Source organism: Pseudalkalibacillus sp. Hm43 (assembly GCF_051842935.1).
In the GTDB taxonomy this organism is placed as follows: domain Bacteria; phylum Bacillota; class Bacilli; order Bacillales; family Fictibacillaceae; genus Pseudalkalibacillus.
In genome coordinates, this window is the sequence record NZ_JBPXRR010000002.1 from 156,082 (window position 1) to 173,521 (window position 17,440).

16 protein-coding genes are annotated in these 17,440 nt (G+C 39.3%); 6 read left to right on the forward strand and 10 right to left on the reverse strand.

Annotated elements, in window-relative coordinates; genetic code table 11:
• Positions 1–41: 41 nt before the first annotated feature.
• Positions 42–470 (reverse strand): DUF6526 family protein, encoded by a 429-nt coding sequence (locus ACSVDE_RS17160; protein ID WP_439302192.1) that lies wholly within the window; start codon positions 468–470, stop codon positions 42–44.
• A gap of 192 nt (positions 471–662) precedes the next feature.
• Between ACSVDE_RS17160 and ACSVDE_RS17165 the strand changes: the two genes are divergently transcribed.
• Positions 663–2,024: a sodium-dependent transporter gene (locus ACSVDE_RS17165; protein ID WP_439302193.1), complete on the forward strand. Its 1,362-nt coding sequence runs from the start codon at positions 663–665 to the stop codon at positions 2,022–2,024.
• A gap of 45 nt (positions 2,025–2,069) precedes the next feature.
• Here the strand turns inward: ACSVDE_RS17165 and ACSVDE_RS17170 are convergent, their stop codons facing one another.
• The 3 genes from ACSVDE_RS17170 to ACSVDE_RS17180 all read right to left on the reverse strand — a co-directional run bounded on the left by ACSVDE_RS17170 (position 2,070) and on the right by ACSVDE_RS17180 (position 4,576).
• A complete protein-coding gene (locus ACSVDE_RS17170; RefSeq protein ID WP_439302194.1) occupies positions 2,070–2,777 on the reverse strand; it encodes a YwaF family protein in 708 nt (235 codons plus the stop codon).
• Between the two features lie 120 nt (positions 2,778–2,897).
• A complete protein-coding gene (locus tag ACSVDE_RS17175) occupies positions 2,898–3,659 on the reverse strand; it encodes an ABC transporter permease (protein ID WP_439302195.1) in 762 nt (253 codons plus the stop codon).
• On the reverse strand, positions 3,656–4,576 hold the full coding sequence (locus ACSVDE_RS17180) for an ABC transporter ATP-binding protein (RefSeq protein ID WP_439302196.1): 921 nt from the start codon (positions 4,574–4,576) through the stop codon (positions 3,656–3,658). Before ACSVDE_RS17180 ends, ACSVDE_RS17175 begins: the two co-directional genes overlap by 4 nt.
• A gap of 118 nt (positions 4,577–4,694) precedes the next feature.
• Between ACSVDE_RS17180 and ACSVDE_RS17185 the strand changes: the two genes are divergently transcribed.
• A complete protein-coding gene (locus ACSVDE_RS17185; RefSeq protein WP_439302197.1) occupies positions 4,695–5,372 on the forward strand; it encodes a DUF4386 domain-containing protein in 678 nt (225 codons plus the stop codon).
• Here the strand turns inward: ACSVDE_RS17185 and ACSVDE_RS17190 are convergent.
• A complete protein-coding gene (locus ACSVDE_RS17190; protein ID WP_439302198.1) occupies positions 5,369–5,950 on the reverse strand; it encodes a Crp/Fnr family transcriptional regulator in 582 nt (193 codons plus the stop codon). The genes ACSVDE_RS17185 and ACSVDE_RS17190 overlap by 4 nt on opposite strands.
• A gap of 123 nt (positions 5,951–6,073) precedes the next feature.
• Here ACSVDE_RS17190 and ACSVDE_RS17195 point away from each other — a divergent pair, with 123 nt between their 5' ends.
• From ACSVDE_RS17195 to katG, 3 genes are all read left to right on the forward strand, one after another.
• Entirely contained in the window at positions 6,074–7,237 is a 1,164-nt protein-coding gene (locus ACSVDE_RS17195; RefSeq protein WP_439302199.1) for a DUF4317 domain-containing protein, read from the forward strand.
• Positions 7,238–7,273: 36 nt separating this feature from the next.
• Positions 7,274–8,551, forward strand: a complete 1,278-nt coding sequence (locus ACSVDE_RS17200) for a hypothetical protein (protein ID WP_439302200.1) — start codon at positions 7,274–7,276, stop codon at positions 8,549–8,551.
• A gap of 242 nt (positions 8,552–8,793) precedes the next feature.
• Positions 8,794–11,031, forward strand: coding sequence for a catalase/peroxidase HPI (katG, locus tag ACSVDE_RS17205; protein WP_439302201.1), 2,238 nt, complete (start codon positions 8,794–8,796; stop codon positions 11,029–11,031).
• 118 nt (positions 11,032–11,149) lie between these two features.
• Here the strand turns inward: katG and ACSVDE_RS17210 are convergent, their stop codons facing one another.
• The 3 genes from ACSVDE_RS17210 to rlmD form a co-directional block, all read right to left on the reverse strand.
• Complete coding sequence (locus ACSVDE_RS17210; RefSeq protein ID WP_439302202.1) at positions 11,150–11,905, reverse strand: DUF2290 domain-containing protein; 756 nt, start codon at positions 11,903–11,905, stop codon at positions 11,150–11,152.
• The gene (locus tag ACSVDE_RS17215; RefSeq protein WP_439302203.1) at positions 11,898–14,069 is read right to left on the reverse strand and encodes a DEAD/DEAH box helicase; all 2,172 of its coding nucleotides are present in this window, start codon (positions 14,067–14,069) and stop codon (positions 11,898–11,900) included. Before ACSVDE_RS17215 ends, ACSVDE_RS17210 begins: the two co-directional genes overlap by 8 nt.
• An 817-nt stretch (positions 14,070–14,886) precedes the next feature.
• Positions 14,887–16,257 (reverse strand): 23S rRNA (uracil(1939)-C(5))-methyltransferase RlmD, encoded by a 1,371-nt coding sequence (gene rlmD, locus ACSVDE_RS17220; RefSeq protein ID WP_439302204.1) that lies wholly within the window; start codon positions 16,255–16,257, stop codon positions 14,887–14,889.
• A gap of 118 nt (positions 16,258–16,375) precedes the next feature.
• On the opposite strand from rlmD, the gene ACSVDE_RS17225 reads away from it, so the two are divergent.
• Positions 16,376–16,555 carry a hypothetical protein gene (locus tag ACSVDE_RS17225; protein WP_226551467.1) on the forward strand — a complete coding sequence of 60 codons (180 nt, stop codon included), beginning with the start codon at positions 16,376–16,378 and terminating at the stop codon, positions 16,553–16,555.
• 68 nt (positions 16,556–16,623) lie between these two features.
• Here ACSVDE_RS17225 and ACSVDE_RS17230 read toward each other — a convergent pair whose 3' ends face one another.
• Positions 16,624–16,890: a hypothetical protein gene (locus ACSVDE_RS17230; protein WP_439302205.1), complete on the reverse strand. Its 267-nt coding sequence runs from the start codon at positions 16,888–16,890 to the stop codon at positions 16,624–16,626.
• 122 nt (positions 16,891–17,012) lie between these two features.
• Positions 17,013–17,423, reverse strand: coding sequence for a hypothetical protein (locus ACSVDE_RS17235; RefSeq protein ID WP_439302206.1), 411 nt, complete (start codon positions 17,421–17,423; stop codon positions 17,013–17,015).
• Between the last annotated feature and the right edge of the window lie 17 nt (positions 17,424–17,440).

A 17,440-nucleotide genomic window follows, 5' to 3' on the forward strand; every position in this document is an offset into this window, starting at 1 on the left:
AAACAGCCCGATTATGAGCTGTTCTTGAGGTTCTTCTTCAATTATACGCGATGATGGTCTGCCCGCCAATTTTGTATCGCCTTTTTAATATCATCTGGCTTAAGATTTTCAGCCTTCGCGCGTTCCGCCAAATCCAGGTATTCTTCATCTGATGCGAACCGGAGTGCAATCACCTGGGCAGTCGTGAGCTCAGGATCTAATAGATTGCCAGTCAGGCGGTAATGTCGGAAGTTTTCCTCGGCCCGGATGACCCGGTCCTGAACTTTTAACGCATATAACCGGACAATGGACCCAACTAAAAGAAGTGTGAGCAGCATGAATAGGACAACCAGGCTAAGAAGCCACTGATCGACGATGTTCTGGATGATGAAGGTGACCGATAAAATAAGCGTGATAAGTGCAAGAACCGTAAGTGCCTTATGGAACTTCGGATCGATTTTGCGGTGGTTTTGATAGTTTTGTTCTGACAAGAATATGACCTCCTCTATTATGTAAGCCATCTAAAGTATATCGTTTCTACCGCAGGAATAGAACGATAAATGCCTTTCCTACGGTACAGCCAAAAATATTTTTTGTAAAAATGAGAAAATTATGTCATTTTTTTAGCTCGTTCATGTATTATAAATAGTAGAAATCTACTAATTTACAAGGGGGTTGTTTAAATGAGTCAAGGGTTGGAGCAACAAGCCCGTGAACAGTGGAAGACGCGTACTGGCTTTATGCTAGCTTCGATGGGTTCCGCAATCGGGTTGGGGAACATTTGGAAGTTTCCGTACATTACGGGTGAAAATGGGGGAGCCGCATTTATTATCGTTTATTTGATCTGTATCGCCCTCATCGGTATTCCGATCATGCTTGCGGAATTTGCAGTCGGTCGAAATACACAAAAGGATGCCGTCGGTTCATTCAGAGAATTGACACCAGGTAAGCCATGGTTTATCACCGGTATTTTTGGAGTAGCAGCTGCATTTCTCATTCTTTCATTCTATGGAGTTGTAGCAGGTTGGGCATTATCGTATACGACTAAAGCAATGAGTGGGGATCTCCTCGCTATCCCTGCTGATCAAATGGGTGACGCTTTCGGTGGGTTCATCGGAAACGCTCTCAGTCCGATTCTTTGGCAGACCTTATTCATGGCCATCGTCATTATCGTTGTTGTAAGAGGTATTAAGGAAGGTATTGAGAAATGGAATAAAATCTTGATGCCGACACTAGCAGTCCTTTTGGTTATATTGGTTATCCGAGCTGTAACGTTACCAGGTGCAGGTGAAGGAGTTTCCTTCCTACTATCACCTGATTTCTCAGCACTGAATGCAAATGCAATTCTGGTTGCTTTAGGTCACGCGTTCTTCTCCCTCAGCTTAGGGATGGGTACGATGATTACGTACGGTAGTTATGTACCGAAGAACGTGAACCTTCCTACTGCAGCAACTGGTGTCAGCTTAGCAGATACAGGTTTTGCATTGTTGGCAGGTTTGGCAATCTTCCCAGCGGTCTTCGCGTTCGGCATGGATCCAGGTGCAGGACCGGGATTGATTTTCGTCACACTTCCGGCTGTTTTTGAAATGATGCCATTCGGTCAATTCTTCTCAGTCCTATTCTTCTTATTGATTTCAATGGCAGCGTTAACCTCTGCTATTTCAATCCTTGAAGTACCGGTTGCGTACTTCATGCGTAAGTTCGAATGGACTCGTAAAAAGGCAACTTGGATTATCGGTACAATCATCTTCTTGTTCGGAATTCCATCTTCCCTTTCTCTTGGAGCTTGGGGTGGATTCACAATCTTCGGTCTAGGCTTCTTCGATGCCGTTGACTATCTTGCATCCAACATCCTTCTCCCACTCGGTGGATTGTTGACTGCACTATTCGTAGGATGGGCACTTGGCAAGCAGAAGTCCCTTGAAATCGGTGGGCTCAGCGAAGCAAGTGTGTGGGGCAAACTTTGGATCCTTTCCTTACGATTTGTCGCACCAGTATTGATTCTACTTGTTATGGCTTCCGTTTTAGGATTCCTAACGTTTTAATTGGGGACGGTTCTCTTGCTTCAACAGCAGGAGAACCGTTTTTTATTATGCCTTTCTCTTCTCCCTCCTCATCAGCATCTCCATCGGAAGGTACGTGATAAAGAAGACAATGACCGCTGCGAATTCAAGATTGATGTAGTATAGAACTCCGGATCCGAAAAAGGACAATATCGTTTCAGATTCGGTCGGGTTGGCTAAGTAAAAGAAGTTGGTGTCCAACAGAAGATTAAGGAAGAAGATCGGAACAGCGATGGCATTGATAAGAACGAATCCGGTCCAGATCGCTTTCCTCGGAACTCGATAACCCTCGTATACGATGAAGTATAAGACCGTCCACGTAATCGCTGCATGATGGAGAAAGTATTTAAGAAAGCGGAAATGAGGAAATTGATAAAACACTTCAGGAGTCAGGATGCTTAAGAACGGCGGAATCAGCCCTGTGAAAAACAAGAAATAGAACGCTTTTTTACTTGGTCTCAAGAAGATATATAGGGCGATGAAAGTACTGATGGAACAGAGGTGTAATGGAAGACTCGCATAATCCCATTGACCAGTTGCGACAACCCAGATTTGGCCGGACACTTCGCTCAACACCAATACCGTGAATAACGTCCATTTGATTTTGGACTTGTGGGGCTTGAGGTGCTTCCTGAATACGATCATGAAAAAGGATACAGCCAAGAACATCAATAGTACGGTGATATGCGGAACGGAGAACAGCTCGAACGTACGCATTTCGGTAACCGAAAACATGATGCCACCCCTATCCTTTTTATGAAGTTGTTACGATTAGTTTATTCGGCCCGGATAGGGTTTAAGAACAGACGCAAAAAAGACGGCCCTTCTGCAAAATGAGCAAAAGAACCGTCCCCTTCACACATCCCTTTTTGTAAAAACAAGTGCGGATAGAACATAGAAGAAAATCATATGAATGAGGATGTTCAAGATTGAAAAGTTCATCGTCATCCCGTAAAACATCGGTTCACCGTAAAAGTATTGTGAAAGATTCGTGTTTGCAAATAGGACGTATTTGAACTGTACAACCTGAAAGTGATTCATGACCGCTAGCAATATTTTGATCGACATGAGAAAGAAAATGGAAAAAGCGACCGAAAACAAACTGCTTCTGGACACAACAGAAAGCATCAATGTAAAGGTAGCAATGATGATCATTTCAAGCGTGCCGAAGAGCGTTTTCAATATGATCTTCATCAATAGCCCATCATCAATGTCCATTAATGTTGGGAAAAAGAATAGGAGCCCAAAGGACAAAGCGAACAGCAGGTGGATCGTCACAACATAGAAGACCGAACTCACGACCGTGATGTATTTCGCGTGCAGGATCTTCAATCGGCTAACAGGCCTTGTCAGCAGCATTTTTACCGTACCTTGTGAGAATTCACTCGAAACGATATCTCCCGCAATGATTACGATTAGAAAGTTAAGCATAAAAATTAAATAGGTGCTCACATGCAGGTACTGCCAAAACGTAAAATCTGTATTGGAATAGATGAACTTCATCCCGACCGCTACGAAAAAGTTCAGGAAAAACAACAGTCCTAATAGCACGGAAGTTCTTCGGCGTTTATATTGTTTGATATGTTCGTTCAGAACCAGCGGGTTAAAGTATGTCATCGTTTTCTCCTTAATCGGGATAAAAAAGCATCCTCGAGCGTCGCTTGAACTCTCTCAATTCCAATGATGTCGATCTCGTACTCTACTAACAACCGATTCATACGAGCCACCTCATGTTCCGTACCCTGTATGTAAAAGCCATCTACCACAACTTCAACCACCTTTTGAAAGAGTGGATCCGTTCTGGGAAACTGATCAAACTTGTCCATGTCCAATAATCTGAAAAAATACCTTTGTTCTTCCGATGGCGTAGAACGTACATCATCTAGAATGCCTTCTGAAACAATCTGCCCCTGGTCAACGATGATGACCCGATCACAGATCATCTCGATTTCCGCTAATAAATGACTGGAAATGAGAATGGAAACCCCTTCGCTTTTCAGTCTTTTTAAATAATTTCGGAGGTCTTGAATGCCTTCCGGATCGAGTCCGTTTGTCGGTTCATCCAACAATAAAATAGAAGGTCTGCTGAGAAACGCCTGGGCTAACCCAAGTCTCTGTCTCATACCCAGTGAGTAAGATTCGACCTTGTCGTGTATGTATTCTTCCATTTCAAGCAGGTCAATCGCTTCTTCCAATCTATTCTTTGAGGCATCAGGTACAAGCCGTACATATTGCATCAAATTATCGTATCCGGATAGATAGTCATAAAAATCAGGATTTTCAATGAGTGCTCCCATGTGGGAAATTGCCTTTTCAAAGTCCTTTTGGATTGAGTGTCCCTCGACGGTGATACTACCAGCCGTCGGTTTTAACAAGCCGACCAGTAATTTTAACAGCGTTGTTTTCCCTGATCCATTCGGTCCGAGCAGCCCTTTGATTTCTCCCTGATTCAAACGGAACGACATATCATCAATGATCGTCGCGTCCCCGATTTTCTTCGTCAAGTTCGTGACCTCTAAAACTGTATCCTGCATCCACATCTTCCTTCCTCAAACACATCACTATAAACTGTTTTATGAAATCTTGATTTAAGTCAATGAACACTTTCAAGAACCGTATTAAGATGAAATTAACTTAAAGGGGGTTTTGAAAATGAAAGAAAACAAACCTGTTAAAGCACCGTTGATTGCTGGATTGTCCTTAATTTTGATGGCAATTGCAGCAATTTTCTCATATGGGTATGTCCATTCATCATTGGTGATTAACGGCGACCCAGCCACAACATTGACGAACATCCAGAAATCCATCTCGTTATTTACCTTCGGAATACTTGGATGGGTTGTAATCATCATTCTAGACATCATCGTATCCTGGGCTTTTTATGTACTCTTGAAGCCTGTCCACCGAGCTTACTCACTCTTAGCCGCTTGGCTTCGCTTGATTTATACAGCCATTCTAGCGACTGCTGTTTCGCATTTAGTCATCGCTCGAAACATCATCCATGAATCATCAGACTCACTGCAAACTCAAGTCATGACTCACATCCAAGCTTTTGAGTCCATCTGGTCTATGGGATTGATCGTGTTTGGACTTCATCTATTCGTTGTCGGTTACGTTGCCCTTAAATCCAGTCAGATACCGAAAATACTCAGCTACCTTTTAGTAGCAGCTGGCATCAGCTATACAGCCGTCCATCTGTTACACAGCTTCTACCCTCAATTGGAAAGCACCACAAATCTGCTGGAAGCCATATTAAGCTTTCCGATGTTTGTCGGTGAGCTAGGTTTTGGCATATGGCTCCTCGTCAAAGGCAAAAAACTAATAGATTAATCTACTTTCTCTGCTCTCTTTTTTATCCGGCTTAATGATTCAGGGGTGATTCCCAAATAACTCGCTAACTGATGCTGCGGCACTCTCTTAATGAGATCAGGTTTCTTTTCCTTTAGCGCTTTATACCGTTCTTCCGGTTTAGAGGCGACGAATGTAGTGAATTCATCGTGCATCTCCCCCATATTTGCTTCCACCATTTTACGGATCATGCTTTCGAGGACGGGATGTGTGTCAAACATATCCTGTTCAATCGATAAGTCTCCAACGACCAACACACAGTCTTCCAGACAGCTTAAGGAATATTTCGAGGCTTTCTCCAAACTGTACTCGTTGAAAATCGTTACACTTTCCTGCTCCGTAAAAAAATTGAACGTATGCTCTTTCCCATTTTCATCAACAGCGTACTGCCGCACACAACCTTTTAATACGAAAAAACATTTTGTAGGGACGTCACCTTGATGGACTAAGATGGTGCCCTTCTTAAACGTTTCAACAGGTACATCCGCTGCAATTTTTTCTAATTCAGCCTTATCAAGATCGACGAACTTTTTCATATAGTCAATAAGGATCTCCTTCACGACCTTCCCCCTCTCGCAAACTCTTAACTTTAGTATATCAAGGAATCTCTTCATCTTATTACCCCTATGTTAAAATAGAAGAATCGTTTTATAGAAAATCAGCAGCATAGGAGTGTACGCTCGATGAACAAGAAAGACATCGCCGGGTTGCGCAGGCAACTGAAAGTGGACAATGACTTACTCAAAATTTCAGACATTTTTAACGTATATATCATGAAAGAAACGACTGACATTTATCACTATCAAAGTCAGCCGTTCGAAATGCTCGATCGTGACCAACAGGAGCTGTTCATCAAGAACTTCAAGAAACTCCTCACTGGTCAGTTGAACGAAAAGTTGTTTGAACTGAAATTCAAACGCGAATCGGAAAGCCAGCTCATTTTACATAAAGGGTTGTTGAGCAACGGTGTTGAGGATTGGATGAACCAAATGCTTCTCATGACGGAAAAAATGCTCAAAGACAATCCGTATGAAAAAGATGTGGTCATCACGTTCATTAAGGCAGAATATCTGAAGCCGATGAAAAAGCGGAATGACGAGGCGGAAGAAAGTGAACGGGACTCGGTGTACTCCCACCCCTTCATCCTTTGCAGCATCAACAACACACAAGAGTCCAAAAAAGAGTTAGTGTTCGACTATGTGGAAAAAGAATTCAAGTACAACATTGATGTCGACTCGGTCATCGACCTCGACACCCCGATGACCGGATTCCTGTTCCCTTGCTTCTCAGGTGGAGCATCTGACGTAAACCACGTTCTTTACTCGTCGAAAAAAGCGAATGAACCGGATCATAGATTCATAGATGAAGTGTTGAACAGTGAACATACGATTACAGCGAAAGAAGACAAAGAAGTCTTTGAGGAAGTGATGCGGGATGTCATGGGCGACCAGCTTAACCCCTCTACCCTCGCGAATGTCTACCGTGAGATCAACACGATGGTTGAGGAAAACGAAGAAGACGAAGAACCTAAGCTCGATTACAAGAACGTCGAGCGCGTCTTTAAACAAAGCGGTGGCGAACAAGTCGACTCGGAAAAAGTGAAAGCCGCTTTTGAGAGAATAACCGATAACGAATCCTACGAGCTGAAAGCAAGCAGCGTCGTACCGAAATACAAATCAAAGTCGATCAAGATCCAAACGAAAGTAGCCAACATCTCGATCAGCCCACAAGACCTAGAGTTTGTGAGACAGGTCAATTACAAAGGAAAACGATGCATCATGATTGAAATAGAAGAAGATGCGGAGATTGAAGGGTTTAAGATGTTACCTGAAGCGTTTGGGGAGTAAGTTACCATTATAACCTACAAAAAGGAACGATTATTTATGGATACTAATGAATATTTACAAAACGTACTTTTTTACCTTTCAAAAGCTAAAACACCTTTAGAAATTTTAACTGCATGGAAACTATTCGGTGACCAATCCGATGAGTACTGCGCCGTTATGGCATTAAATGAATTTGAAACAGATGTCTTCCCGCCTAATTTGGTTAAACAAGTTACCGAAGACAATGATCTCTTAAATTATTTTGAATCCCAAAATTTATATTTTACTGATGACGAAATATTTAAAAGTATGTTTAGCAATAATACAGGAATTGTAAATATTGAAATTGATTATTCAATAATGTTTGATACAAATTATGCTAGTTATATTGACAAATTTGTTCAAAATAAAATTGATAGCCTCACCAAAAATAATATATATTCAACAATTGATATGTTAATTAGGGAAGACTTTCAATATGATTATTGGCTATATATATTTGAAAACATAAATCCATGGGAGAATATTGATATACACAATATTAAATCCCAACAAAGAGATCTGTACAATAATCTAGTAAGTCTTGAATTGTTTAAAAGCATATCGACTGATGAGTATATAGAAAACAATAAAATTGAGTATAAAATAACATGTGCTCAAGCTTATATGAGAGTAGATGATTTATTAACAAACACCTATCTAAGTAAAGAGGGCCTACAGTTATTAAAACAAATACATTTTTACTATAAACAACTTGTTCTATTTTTAATTGGTGTTTACAAAATCAAATTTAGTAGTAATAAAAATGCCAATAATAAAATAAAAGAATTATTTACCTACTCTAATGATGTAGTCGGTGCTTACCTCGGGAGAGAAATGATTGTTGCTCACAAGTTTTATCAAGATATAAATAAAGTAAAAATATTGAATAAAATTAATAAAGGAAAAGGGGTAAATAGTTCAAAGATATTAAACAAAATTAAAAACATTGCTAGAGATTTTACAATACCTAGAATTATGGAGCTTTTTATTTCCAATAATATTGGAGAAGGAAAATATTTTATTCCCTTTTGTTTGTCACATGATACCGACTTTAAGGAATTATTTAATTTATATCCTATAAAAGGAATTGTTTATAATAATAAAAGTAATTTTTTCATGCCCCTTACAGAAGAAACTAATATTGAGTATTTTGATAAGCATAAATTAGAATTTAATAAATTTTTTACTGTAGAAAATACATTAAAGAGAAAAGCTGTAATTGAGTATAACAGAAAGAATATAGATAAAGTTATACAGATTGAGTTTAATAACTTAATTAATTTATTGGATTAACTCCAATGTTTGTATATGCATTTTTACAGATGCATAAGGAAAGGAAGGTCTATTAATGACCTACCTTTCCTATTTTAATTTCTTGTAAAATTTAACTCTATCATTTTATTTTTCTGAAAATTTTTACTATAATAAGAGATAAATAAAAAGCATTTTTCTTTTCAAATGATTCCTTCTTTAGTATTATTATAATGTAAGATTGATAATAATTATCATTTTAATAAATGAGAGGAGCATGCTAAATGGATAAGAATGAAATGCATGACAGTAAAGCTGGGGCTGGTCAGTGCCCATTCACAGGTAAGTCGAAGGAAGAAAGTGCCGTCACCACTACTAAGGTTGGTACAAAGAACAAAGATTGGTGGCCAAACCAACTGAACTTGAACATTCTTCGTCAACATGACACGAAGACGAACCCATTAGGTGAAGACTTCGATTATGCAGAAGAGTTCCAGAAGCTCGATTATGACGCGCTCAAGCAAGATCTTCATAACTTGATGACAGATAGCCAGGACTGGTGGCCTGCGGACTATGGACACTATGGTCCCCTCTTCATCCGTATGTCTTGGCACGCAGCTGGTACATATCGTACAGGCGATGGGCGTGGCGGTGGCTCCACGGGACAGCAACGATTTGCACCACTTAATAGCTGGCCAGATAACGCGAACCTGGATAAGGCGCGCAGATTACTATGGCCGATCAAACAAAAATACGGAAACAAGATTTCTTGGGCGGACTTGCTTGTGCTAGCAGGTAATGTCGCGCTTGATGACATGGGATTAAAAACGTTTGGTTTCGGTGGTGGACGCGAAGACGTATGGCATCCGGAAGAAGACGTGTATTGGGGTAATGAAACGGAATGGCTCGGTGACAACCGTTACTCAGGTGACCGCGAGCTAGAAAGTCCGCTTGCTGCCGTTCAGATGGGTCTCATCTATGTGAACCCAGAAGGACCAAACGGAAATCCGGACCCAGTTGCAAGTGGACGCGATATCCGCGAAACGTTTGCTCGTATGGGTATGAATGACGAAGAAACCGTAGCACTCATTGCCGGTGGTCACACATTCGGTAAAGCGCATGGTGCTGGTGATGCGGAAGCGCATGTTGGAGCAGATCCAGAAGCTGCGGATATCGAAGATCAAGGCTTCGGCTGGAAGAGCACGTACGGCAGTGGTAAAGGCCGCGACACGATTACAAGTGGTGTTGAAGGTGCATGGACAGCGAAACCGACAGAATGGGATAACGGATACTACGACTTGCTATTCGGTTACGAATGGGAGTTGACGAAGAGTCCTGCAGGTGCACACCAATGGAAACCTGTTAACCCGAAAGAGGAAGATCTCGCACCAGATGCGGAAGATTCATCTGTAAAAGTTGAGACGTTCATGACGACAGCCGATATGGCGTTGCGCATGTTCCCTGATTATGAAAAAATCTCTCGTCGATTCCATGAAAATCCGGATGAATTCGCTGATGCCTTCGCTCGCGCATGGTTCAAGCTCCTTCACCGTGACATGGGACCTAAGTCAAGATATCTCGGACCAGAAGTACCGAAAGAAGATTTGATCTGGCAAGATCCGATTCCAGAAGTGGATTATGAATTGTCCGATGCTGAAGTTGAAGAACTGAAAGCGAAGATTCTAGATTCTGGACTATCCGTCAGTGAGCTCGTGAAAACTGCCTGGGCTTCTGCAAGCACGTATCGTGGTTCAGATATGCGTGGTGGTGCCAACGGGGCACGTATCCGTCTAGCTCCTCAGAAGGATTGGGAAGTGAACGAACCTGAGCATCTTTCTAAAGTGCTTTCTGTTTACGAAGAAATCCAAGGGCAGCTTGATAAAAAAGTAAGCCTTGCTGATTTGATCGTTCTCGGTGGTAGCGCAGCAATTGAAAAAGCTGCAGCAGATGCAGGCGTTAACGTAACCGTTCCATTTGCAGCTGGACGTGGCGATGCGACTGAAGAGCAAACTGATGTAGAAAGTTTTGAAGTTTTAGAGCCGATGGCAGACGGATTCCGTAACTATGAGAAGAAGGAATACACGTTGAGTCCAGAGGAACTGTTAGTGGACAAGTCTCAGTTGCTCGGTCTGACGCCACCAGAAATGACCGTCTTAATTGGTGGTATGCGTGTGCTCGGTACTAACTACAAAGGTACAGAACAAGGCGTATTCACAGACCGTGTCGGTACACTTTCAAACGACTTCTTCGTGAACCTGTTGGATATGAACATTGAGTGGAAGCCAGCAGGGTTCAACCATTACGAAGGACGCGATCGCAAAACAGGCGAAGTTAAACGTACAGCAACACGCGTTGACCTCGTATTCGGATCAAACTCCGAACTACGCGCCCTCGCCGAAGTCTACGCACAAGATGACAACAAAGAAAAGTTCGTACGTGATTTCGTAAAAGCATGGACCAAGGTTATGAACGCAGATCGGTTTGATTTGAAGGCTAAGAAGTCTTCTGAGATGTATGCGTAAAGGATAATAAAAGATGAAAAGCACCTTACCTCATGCCTTTTAGGTATCTTGGTAAGGTGCTGCTTTGTTACTGAATTGCTAGAAGAACGTGACATCATTTTCACATTAAGCAAACCAGTTATATAATTTGTATTTTATAACCAGACTTTTCAACCTCTGTCAAAACTTCATCAAACTCTGTTAGTTGGATATATTCTTGAGATTTATCCATCCTCTTTCTTAAGTAAACAGGTAAATCCCTTAAGTCATCTTTATGCAGCTTTTTCCAATCTTCAATATAAGAACTAAATAAAACCAAATCAATAAAATCAGATAATAAAGGCAATTTATCAGTAGCTAGCCTAAAATTGTTATTTAATCCAATGTGAATGTGACATCTTGGATGAGTTAATGCAGTATAATCTTTTGGATTGTTAGAGTAATCTATTCTTATATAATTTGAATGGTAGGTAAAATCTTTTTCTATATCCACCTTTAACTCATTCCAAAATTGTACCTGTTCTTCTTCAGGTATATCTAATTTCATCATATCCAGAATTTCTACTTCATATAAACCTGGGTTAGGATAGTAATTTAAATTTGCTTTACTTACTATTTGTCGTTTGCTGGAAGGATGTTGTTCAAATTCATAATTAATCTGAATAAAGCTATGATCCTGAAATAGGAACAAATACTCATTGTTATTGTAAAATTTCAAAAAATTTTCAACATAAGATTTTGTTTTATCAATCTTAGGACCATCTAGACGACTGGATATTTTATTTACAGTACAGGATTTATCAGAGAAATAAGGGTTTATAATAAGTTTGTGAGAGATTAAATTACTTATAGTACTCTTTATATCATCTCTTATAACTTCATAAACATCAGTCATCTTTTTTCCCTTTAAACAATTCTGATTTAAGTTTTGCCAATACGTCTTCATCCAAAAACATTTTTAAGGAAGATATATCCCCATTTTCTAAGAGCTCATTAATTAGTTCTGCTTGACCCTGCAATTTTTCTGCTTTCTTTGAATCCATTGTTAACAGGTTTAAATCATTTATCGATTCATACTGTTCTTTACTAGGAAACTTAAAATTAAATTCTCCTCGATATATATCATCTTTCATTTTTTCAAACTCTCGGTTAAATTCCTTAGCTTGCTCTCCATTTCCAGATATAAATAACCATCCCTTTGAACGAGTCATAGATATAAATAGCATATTTCTTAATATACGCTTTCTATAAAATGTATTAACTTCATAGGCTTGTTCACATCCAATAATCACCACTACAGGGACCTCATTACCTTTTGCTCGTCTAACAGTTGTTAACGTAACACTGTCTTCTCTGAAGAAGTCTTTAGCACCATCTATAATACCCGGAATAATACTTTCAATTTCACTTAAATATAAACTACCCTGTAGATCTAATAATCTTGTTTTAGCTCTATTGTACATATCAACTACCATAATATCTTCAGGTCTTACTTTTTCTTCATATATCAATATTTTTATTTGTTCAGCAACGTTTGTTATTTCATCTTTATAATTTTCAAAGACATTTACATTTAAAATAGGATACTTTTGGTATTCTGCATCTGGACGGTTTGGACTATTATCCTTTGGTCTAACAACCTTTACATCTGAGTCATAATCGAGTGATCCTTCAACCTTAAATCCTAAAGCTTTCCATGTGTTTGGATCGTTAATCATTTGTATAATTCCGTCATTTGAATATAAACCAAAACCAAAAGCTACCGCAGACATTAGTACGTCTTTATGATTTCTATAAGATTTGTTTAATATATAATCATTCTCTTCAATTAAAGGAACTTTCTCATCACCATTTTTATCAAGACCAAAGAGTTCAGCTGAATCTGGAATTTTAACTTCATTAGTTGTTTGTAAGTCATCATATGCCCAAATTATATTTTTTGGTTTTTTTGTCACTTTTTCTACTAATTTAAAAAAGCTAAGAGGCATATCCTGAGCTTCATCAATTAAAACTTGATCATATTCTTCTTTTAGGTCAAACTCTAATAACCTTTTACAGGCTTCATCAAACTTTTCTTTATACATTAATAAATCTCGAACCGTCAGTGCCTTAATACCATTTGATTGACAAATATTATAATAAAATCCAGCGCCTGTAGTTTTTCCACCCCATGCATGAACAATCTGTAAATTTTCTGGGTTAAGTCTTTCACCTGTAAGTTTGCCATAATATTTATTAATTAGGTCCGTTACTTGCTTATATAAACTATGGGTAGAAAAAACATAAGCGATTTTAGCATCTGGATCTTTTCGATGGAGTCTAGCAGCTTTGATTGAAAGAATTACGGTTTTTCCACTTCCAGCTAACCCTCTAATTCTTTGTGCTCCATCTGTTATTGTCATACTCGCATCTAACTGTTCTTCATCAAATAGATTTATCTGTTGATTATTATAAGCTATGGCGTCCCTCAAATTTTTAATTGGTGTATCAACAAAATAGTTTGTTTCTTTATTTAATATATTTGACTTTTGAAAGACTCCTTTTACTTTTTTCCAGCTTTCATCATCAATTTCAATAACTTTTAACTCTTCCTGCAACTTAAATGATCGATACTCAGAAAACAAAATTTTCGTTCTACTACGTTTTATGTCCATTTTAACTTTTTCTTCCGAAACAAATGGAAAAATTGCAAAGCTGTGTATAGGGATATCATCAAAAATTTCGTTTGATGGCATCTCTATATCATTTTTTAGCTTATAACAATAGTCTTCAAAATCTAATAGTTCATTTTTCTTTTTATAGTCATTAACTATCCAGTATTTATCATTAATTTCTGTTAAAGTTTCATGGCTATACGGATAAGCCTTTACAATTAAAATGCCATAATTTTTTGTGATAATGGTAAATGTAGGTAAAGTGTTTGATGGTGTCCAATAGTCAGGTTCTTGGTAATACGCAGTTGCTTCTAATTCCCTAAGTTCCTCTTTTAAATAATGTTCAAGTTGTTGTCCTAAATGATCATTACTAAAAGCTTTTCGATCATAAATTTTAATTTCCAATTCAGCACTCTCCTCTTGCAACGTTAATTAATATTGCAAAAAATCTCTTACCACTTAAAGCTCTTGTTATGGATTGTTTAGAAAAGTTATGGAATTTTCCCAATTTGTTTTTTCCATTTCTTGTAACAGAAAGATGCTTAGTAAATATCTATGACTGTTTCATAGGTTTTCTCTCATGATATTAATTCCTTAAGCCTCCATATATTAAAACCAGATTATTCATTTGGTCTTTCGGTCAATTTTTTTATTTTATAGAAAATAGTAACGATATATTATCAATATATCTTCCATTTATCCATAAGTAATCAAATATATCTTTACCAAAATTCAAATATTCCACTTAGGATAAACGGTTTAGTTATGAAAGACTGATATATGAATAACTTTGAGATATGGATGTTTTGCTTTGAGAGGGAGACCATGCACTTCGTAGAGTAATAATAAGGGGTTTGAAAGAAGATTCCTTTAGGGCTGCGGGTAGCATAACCATATGCCCAATGTCAGGAGAATTGCCTTAACAACAAAATTATCAAGTACTACTTTGACTTTTTTAATAATGAGTTTAGACATATTATACATTCCCCCTTTAAGGATTTGAACCTTGGAAAAGTTAGTTATAAACAATGTTACTACAAAATCGATAAGCGTAAATACTAATACTAACAATTCCCCCGCATTCCTAAAGGAACCTTTATTAAATAAATAATATACTTCTCTAAACAAAATTACAATGACTATCGTTCTATAAATCATCCTTTTAAAAATGATTACATCTATAATCACCCTTTAATTTGAGTACTTTCTCCTCTACCCCCATCTATACTGTAATCAATGCAACACACTCCACATGCGTAGTATGTGGAAACATATCAACAGGTTGAACTTTTTCTGTTTTATATCCGCCTTCTTCTAGGATGGCGAGGTCACGGGCGAGTGTAGCTGGGTTGCAGGAAACGTAGACGACGCGATTTGGTTTCATGTCAAGAATCGTGTTGAGCAGGGATTCGTCGCAGCCTTTTCTTGGTGGATCGACGACGATCATGTCGGCTTTAATCCCTTTTTCATACCAGGCTGGAATGACGGCTTCCGCTTCTCCTACTTCAAACTCTACGTTTTGCATTCCGTTCAGTTCTGCGTTCCGTTTTGCATCTTCAATCGCTTCTGGAACGATTTCAACGCCGTATACTTTGTTCGCTTTTTGCGCGAGGAACAGTGAGATCGTACCTATTCCACAATAAGCGTCGATGACCGTTTCGTTCCCTTCCAACTGTGCGTACTCGAGTGCTTTGTCATAGAGTACTTTCGTTTGCGTTGGGTTCACTTGGTAGAAGGAACGGGCTGAAATCGCGAATTGGATGTCTCCGATCGTGTCGTAGATGTACTCGTCTCCCCAAAGGACTTCGGTTTTGTCTCCGAAGATGACGTTCGTTTTCTTAGGGTTGATGTTTTGTACGATCGACTTCACATTAGGGATCTGATCAATGATGTCTGCCACAATGTTCTTCTTGTTCGGCAGTTCTTTTCCTTTCGTTACGAGTACGACCATGATTTGTCCGGTGTTTTGACCGTACTTTGCGACGACGTGACGGAGCGTTCCTTTATGGGAACGTTCGTCATATGCCCGGATGCCATAGTGGTTGGCGATCTCTTTTACCGTCTGGACGACAAGGTCGTTCGCTTCCTGCTGGATGAGGCATTCCTTCATGTCGATGATGCGGTGGCTTCCTTTTTGATAGAAACCAGTGATCAGTCCGCCTTCTTCCTCGCCGACCGGGACTTGCGCTTTGTTACGGTAGCGCCAAGGGTCGTCCATGCCTAAGACCGGCAGTACATTCACGTCCTTCAGCTTCCCGATCCGTTCCATGACGTCCTGGACTTGTTTGCGCTTGTATTCAAGCTGCCCTTCATACGTAAGATGCTGGAGCTGGCAGCCACCACATTGCTTGTAAATCGGACATGGCGGTGTCGTGCGGTGCTCGCTTTCCTTCGTCACTTCCAGCAGCTTTCCGAATCCGAAGCCTTTCTTCGTCTTGATGACCTTCACTTTCGCTTCTTCCCCTGGTAAGCCTCTTGGTACGAAAAGGGTATAGCCGTCGACCTTCGCTACACCTGCGCCATCATGGGACAGGTCCTGGAACGTGACGTTCACGATATCGTTTTTTTGGACGGGTAAATCTTTTTTGGACATTTCTTTTCCTTCTTCCGCTCGTAAAATTCTTATCTGATTGTAGCACAAGAAGTACATCGTAAACAAAAGGAGATATTCGGGCATACTGGAGTGTAACCAAACATGTGAGGTGAAGTATATGCAATTCATTACGGTTCCGTTGTTGATGGCGCTCGGGGGCTTTCTGTATGGACTGGCTCAAGGTGGTCTTCCAACAGCGATCAGCTATGCGCTAGGATTTTTCATCGGCGGATTCATGTATCGGGTGTTACGCCATTTGCTCGTAAATAATCTCAAAAACATCAGCCCTAAGCGATAATCGCTCAGGGCTGTTTTTACCTTTACAATGTTTCACACTTTAGAAGAGAACTGATTTTCTCTACCCATTCACCTTGTTTTATAAACAGAGTGATAGTAACTGTGGATTTTTTCTACGCTTGAAACAATATCATTAGGTAAATCATATTCTCCAACATACCTGACAATCCCTAATGTTGTAACCTTCTTATTAAGGGTTTCCTCCTGGACAGCAATTCTGAGCTTTTCTAATAACTCCAACATCGTGGTTAAGATGGGATCCCCCGAAGGATTGTGCTTTAGTATTGTTTTTTCACAGTCATCGATGAGTTTAATAAACGATGGATCACCTTTCATACATGCCTCCATTTCTATTTAACCTTCCCGGCATAATAATTCTTACCTTCTTCCGTAATCAAACAGCACTTGTTATTCTTCAAATCGAGGCATTAGCAACATACTATTTCCTGAAATAAGACTTACTTAAATCCCCATAAAGGTGTCTTCTTTTCATATATGTTCTCTACATCATGAATGGGGACAACTTTTTCAAACCACCCTGGTTCAATCTTTATAAATCCCAGTTTCTCTGCAGCTAAGCCATTCTCAACATGATGAATCTTATATTGATCACCAAATTGTTCTAATATGGTTATTGGTAATCTTTTATAAGTTCCTTTTGTGTTGATTGAGTAGGCTGTTTCAATTTCACTAAAAGATACTCTTTTTACATATCTATTGGGTGACACTTCTATAAAATCATTCTTCTGGTCAACAGCTTCATAAGAAATTAATATCATTATCTTTGCGTCATTATAGTCAGAATTCGCCTTATCGGCCTCATACTCCTTGCTATTGTATATAGCGTACCTTCCATTTTTAACATCCATTAAACCACCTCATTTCT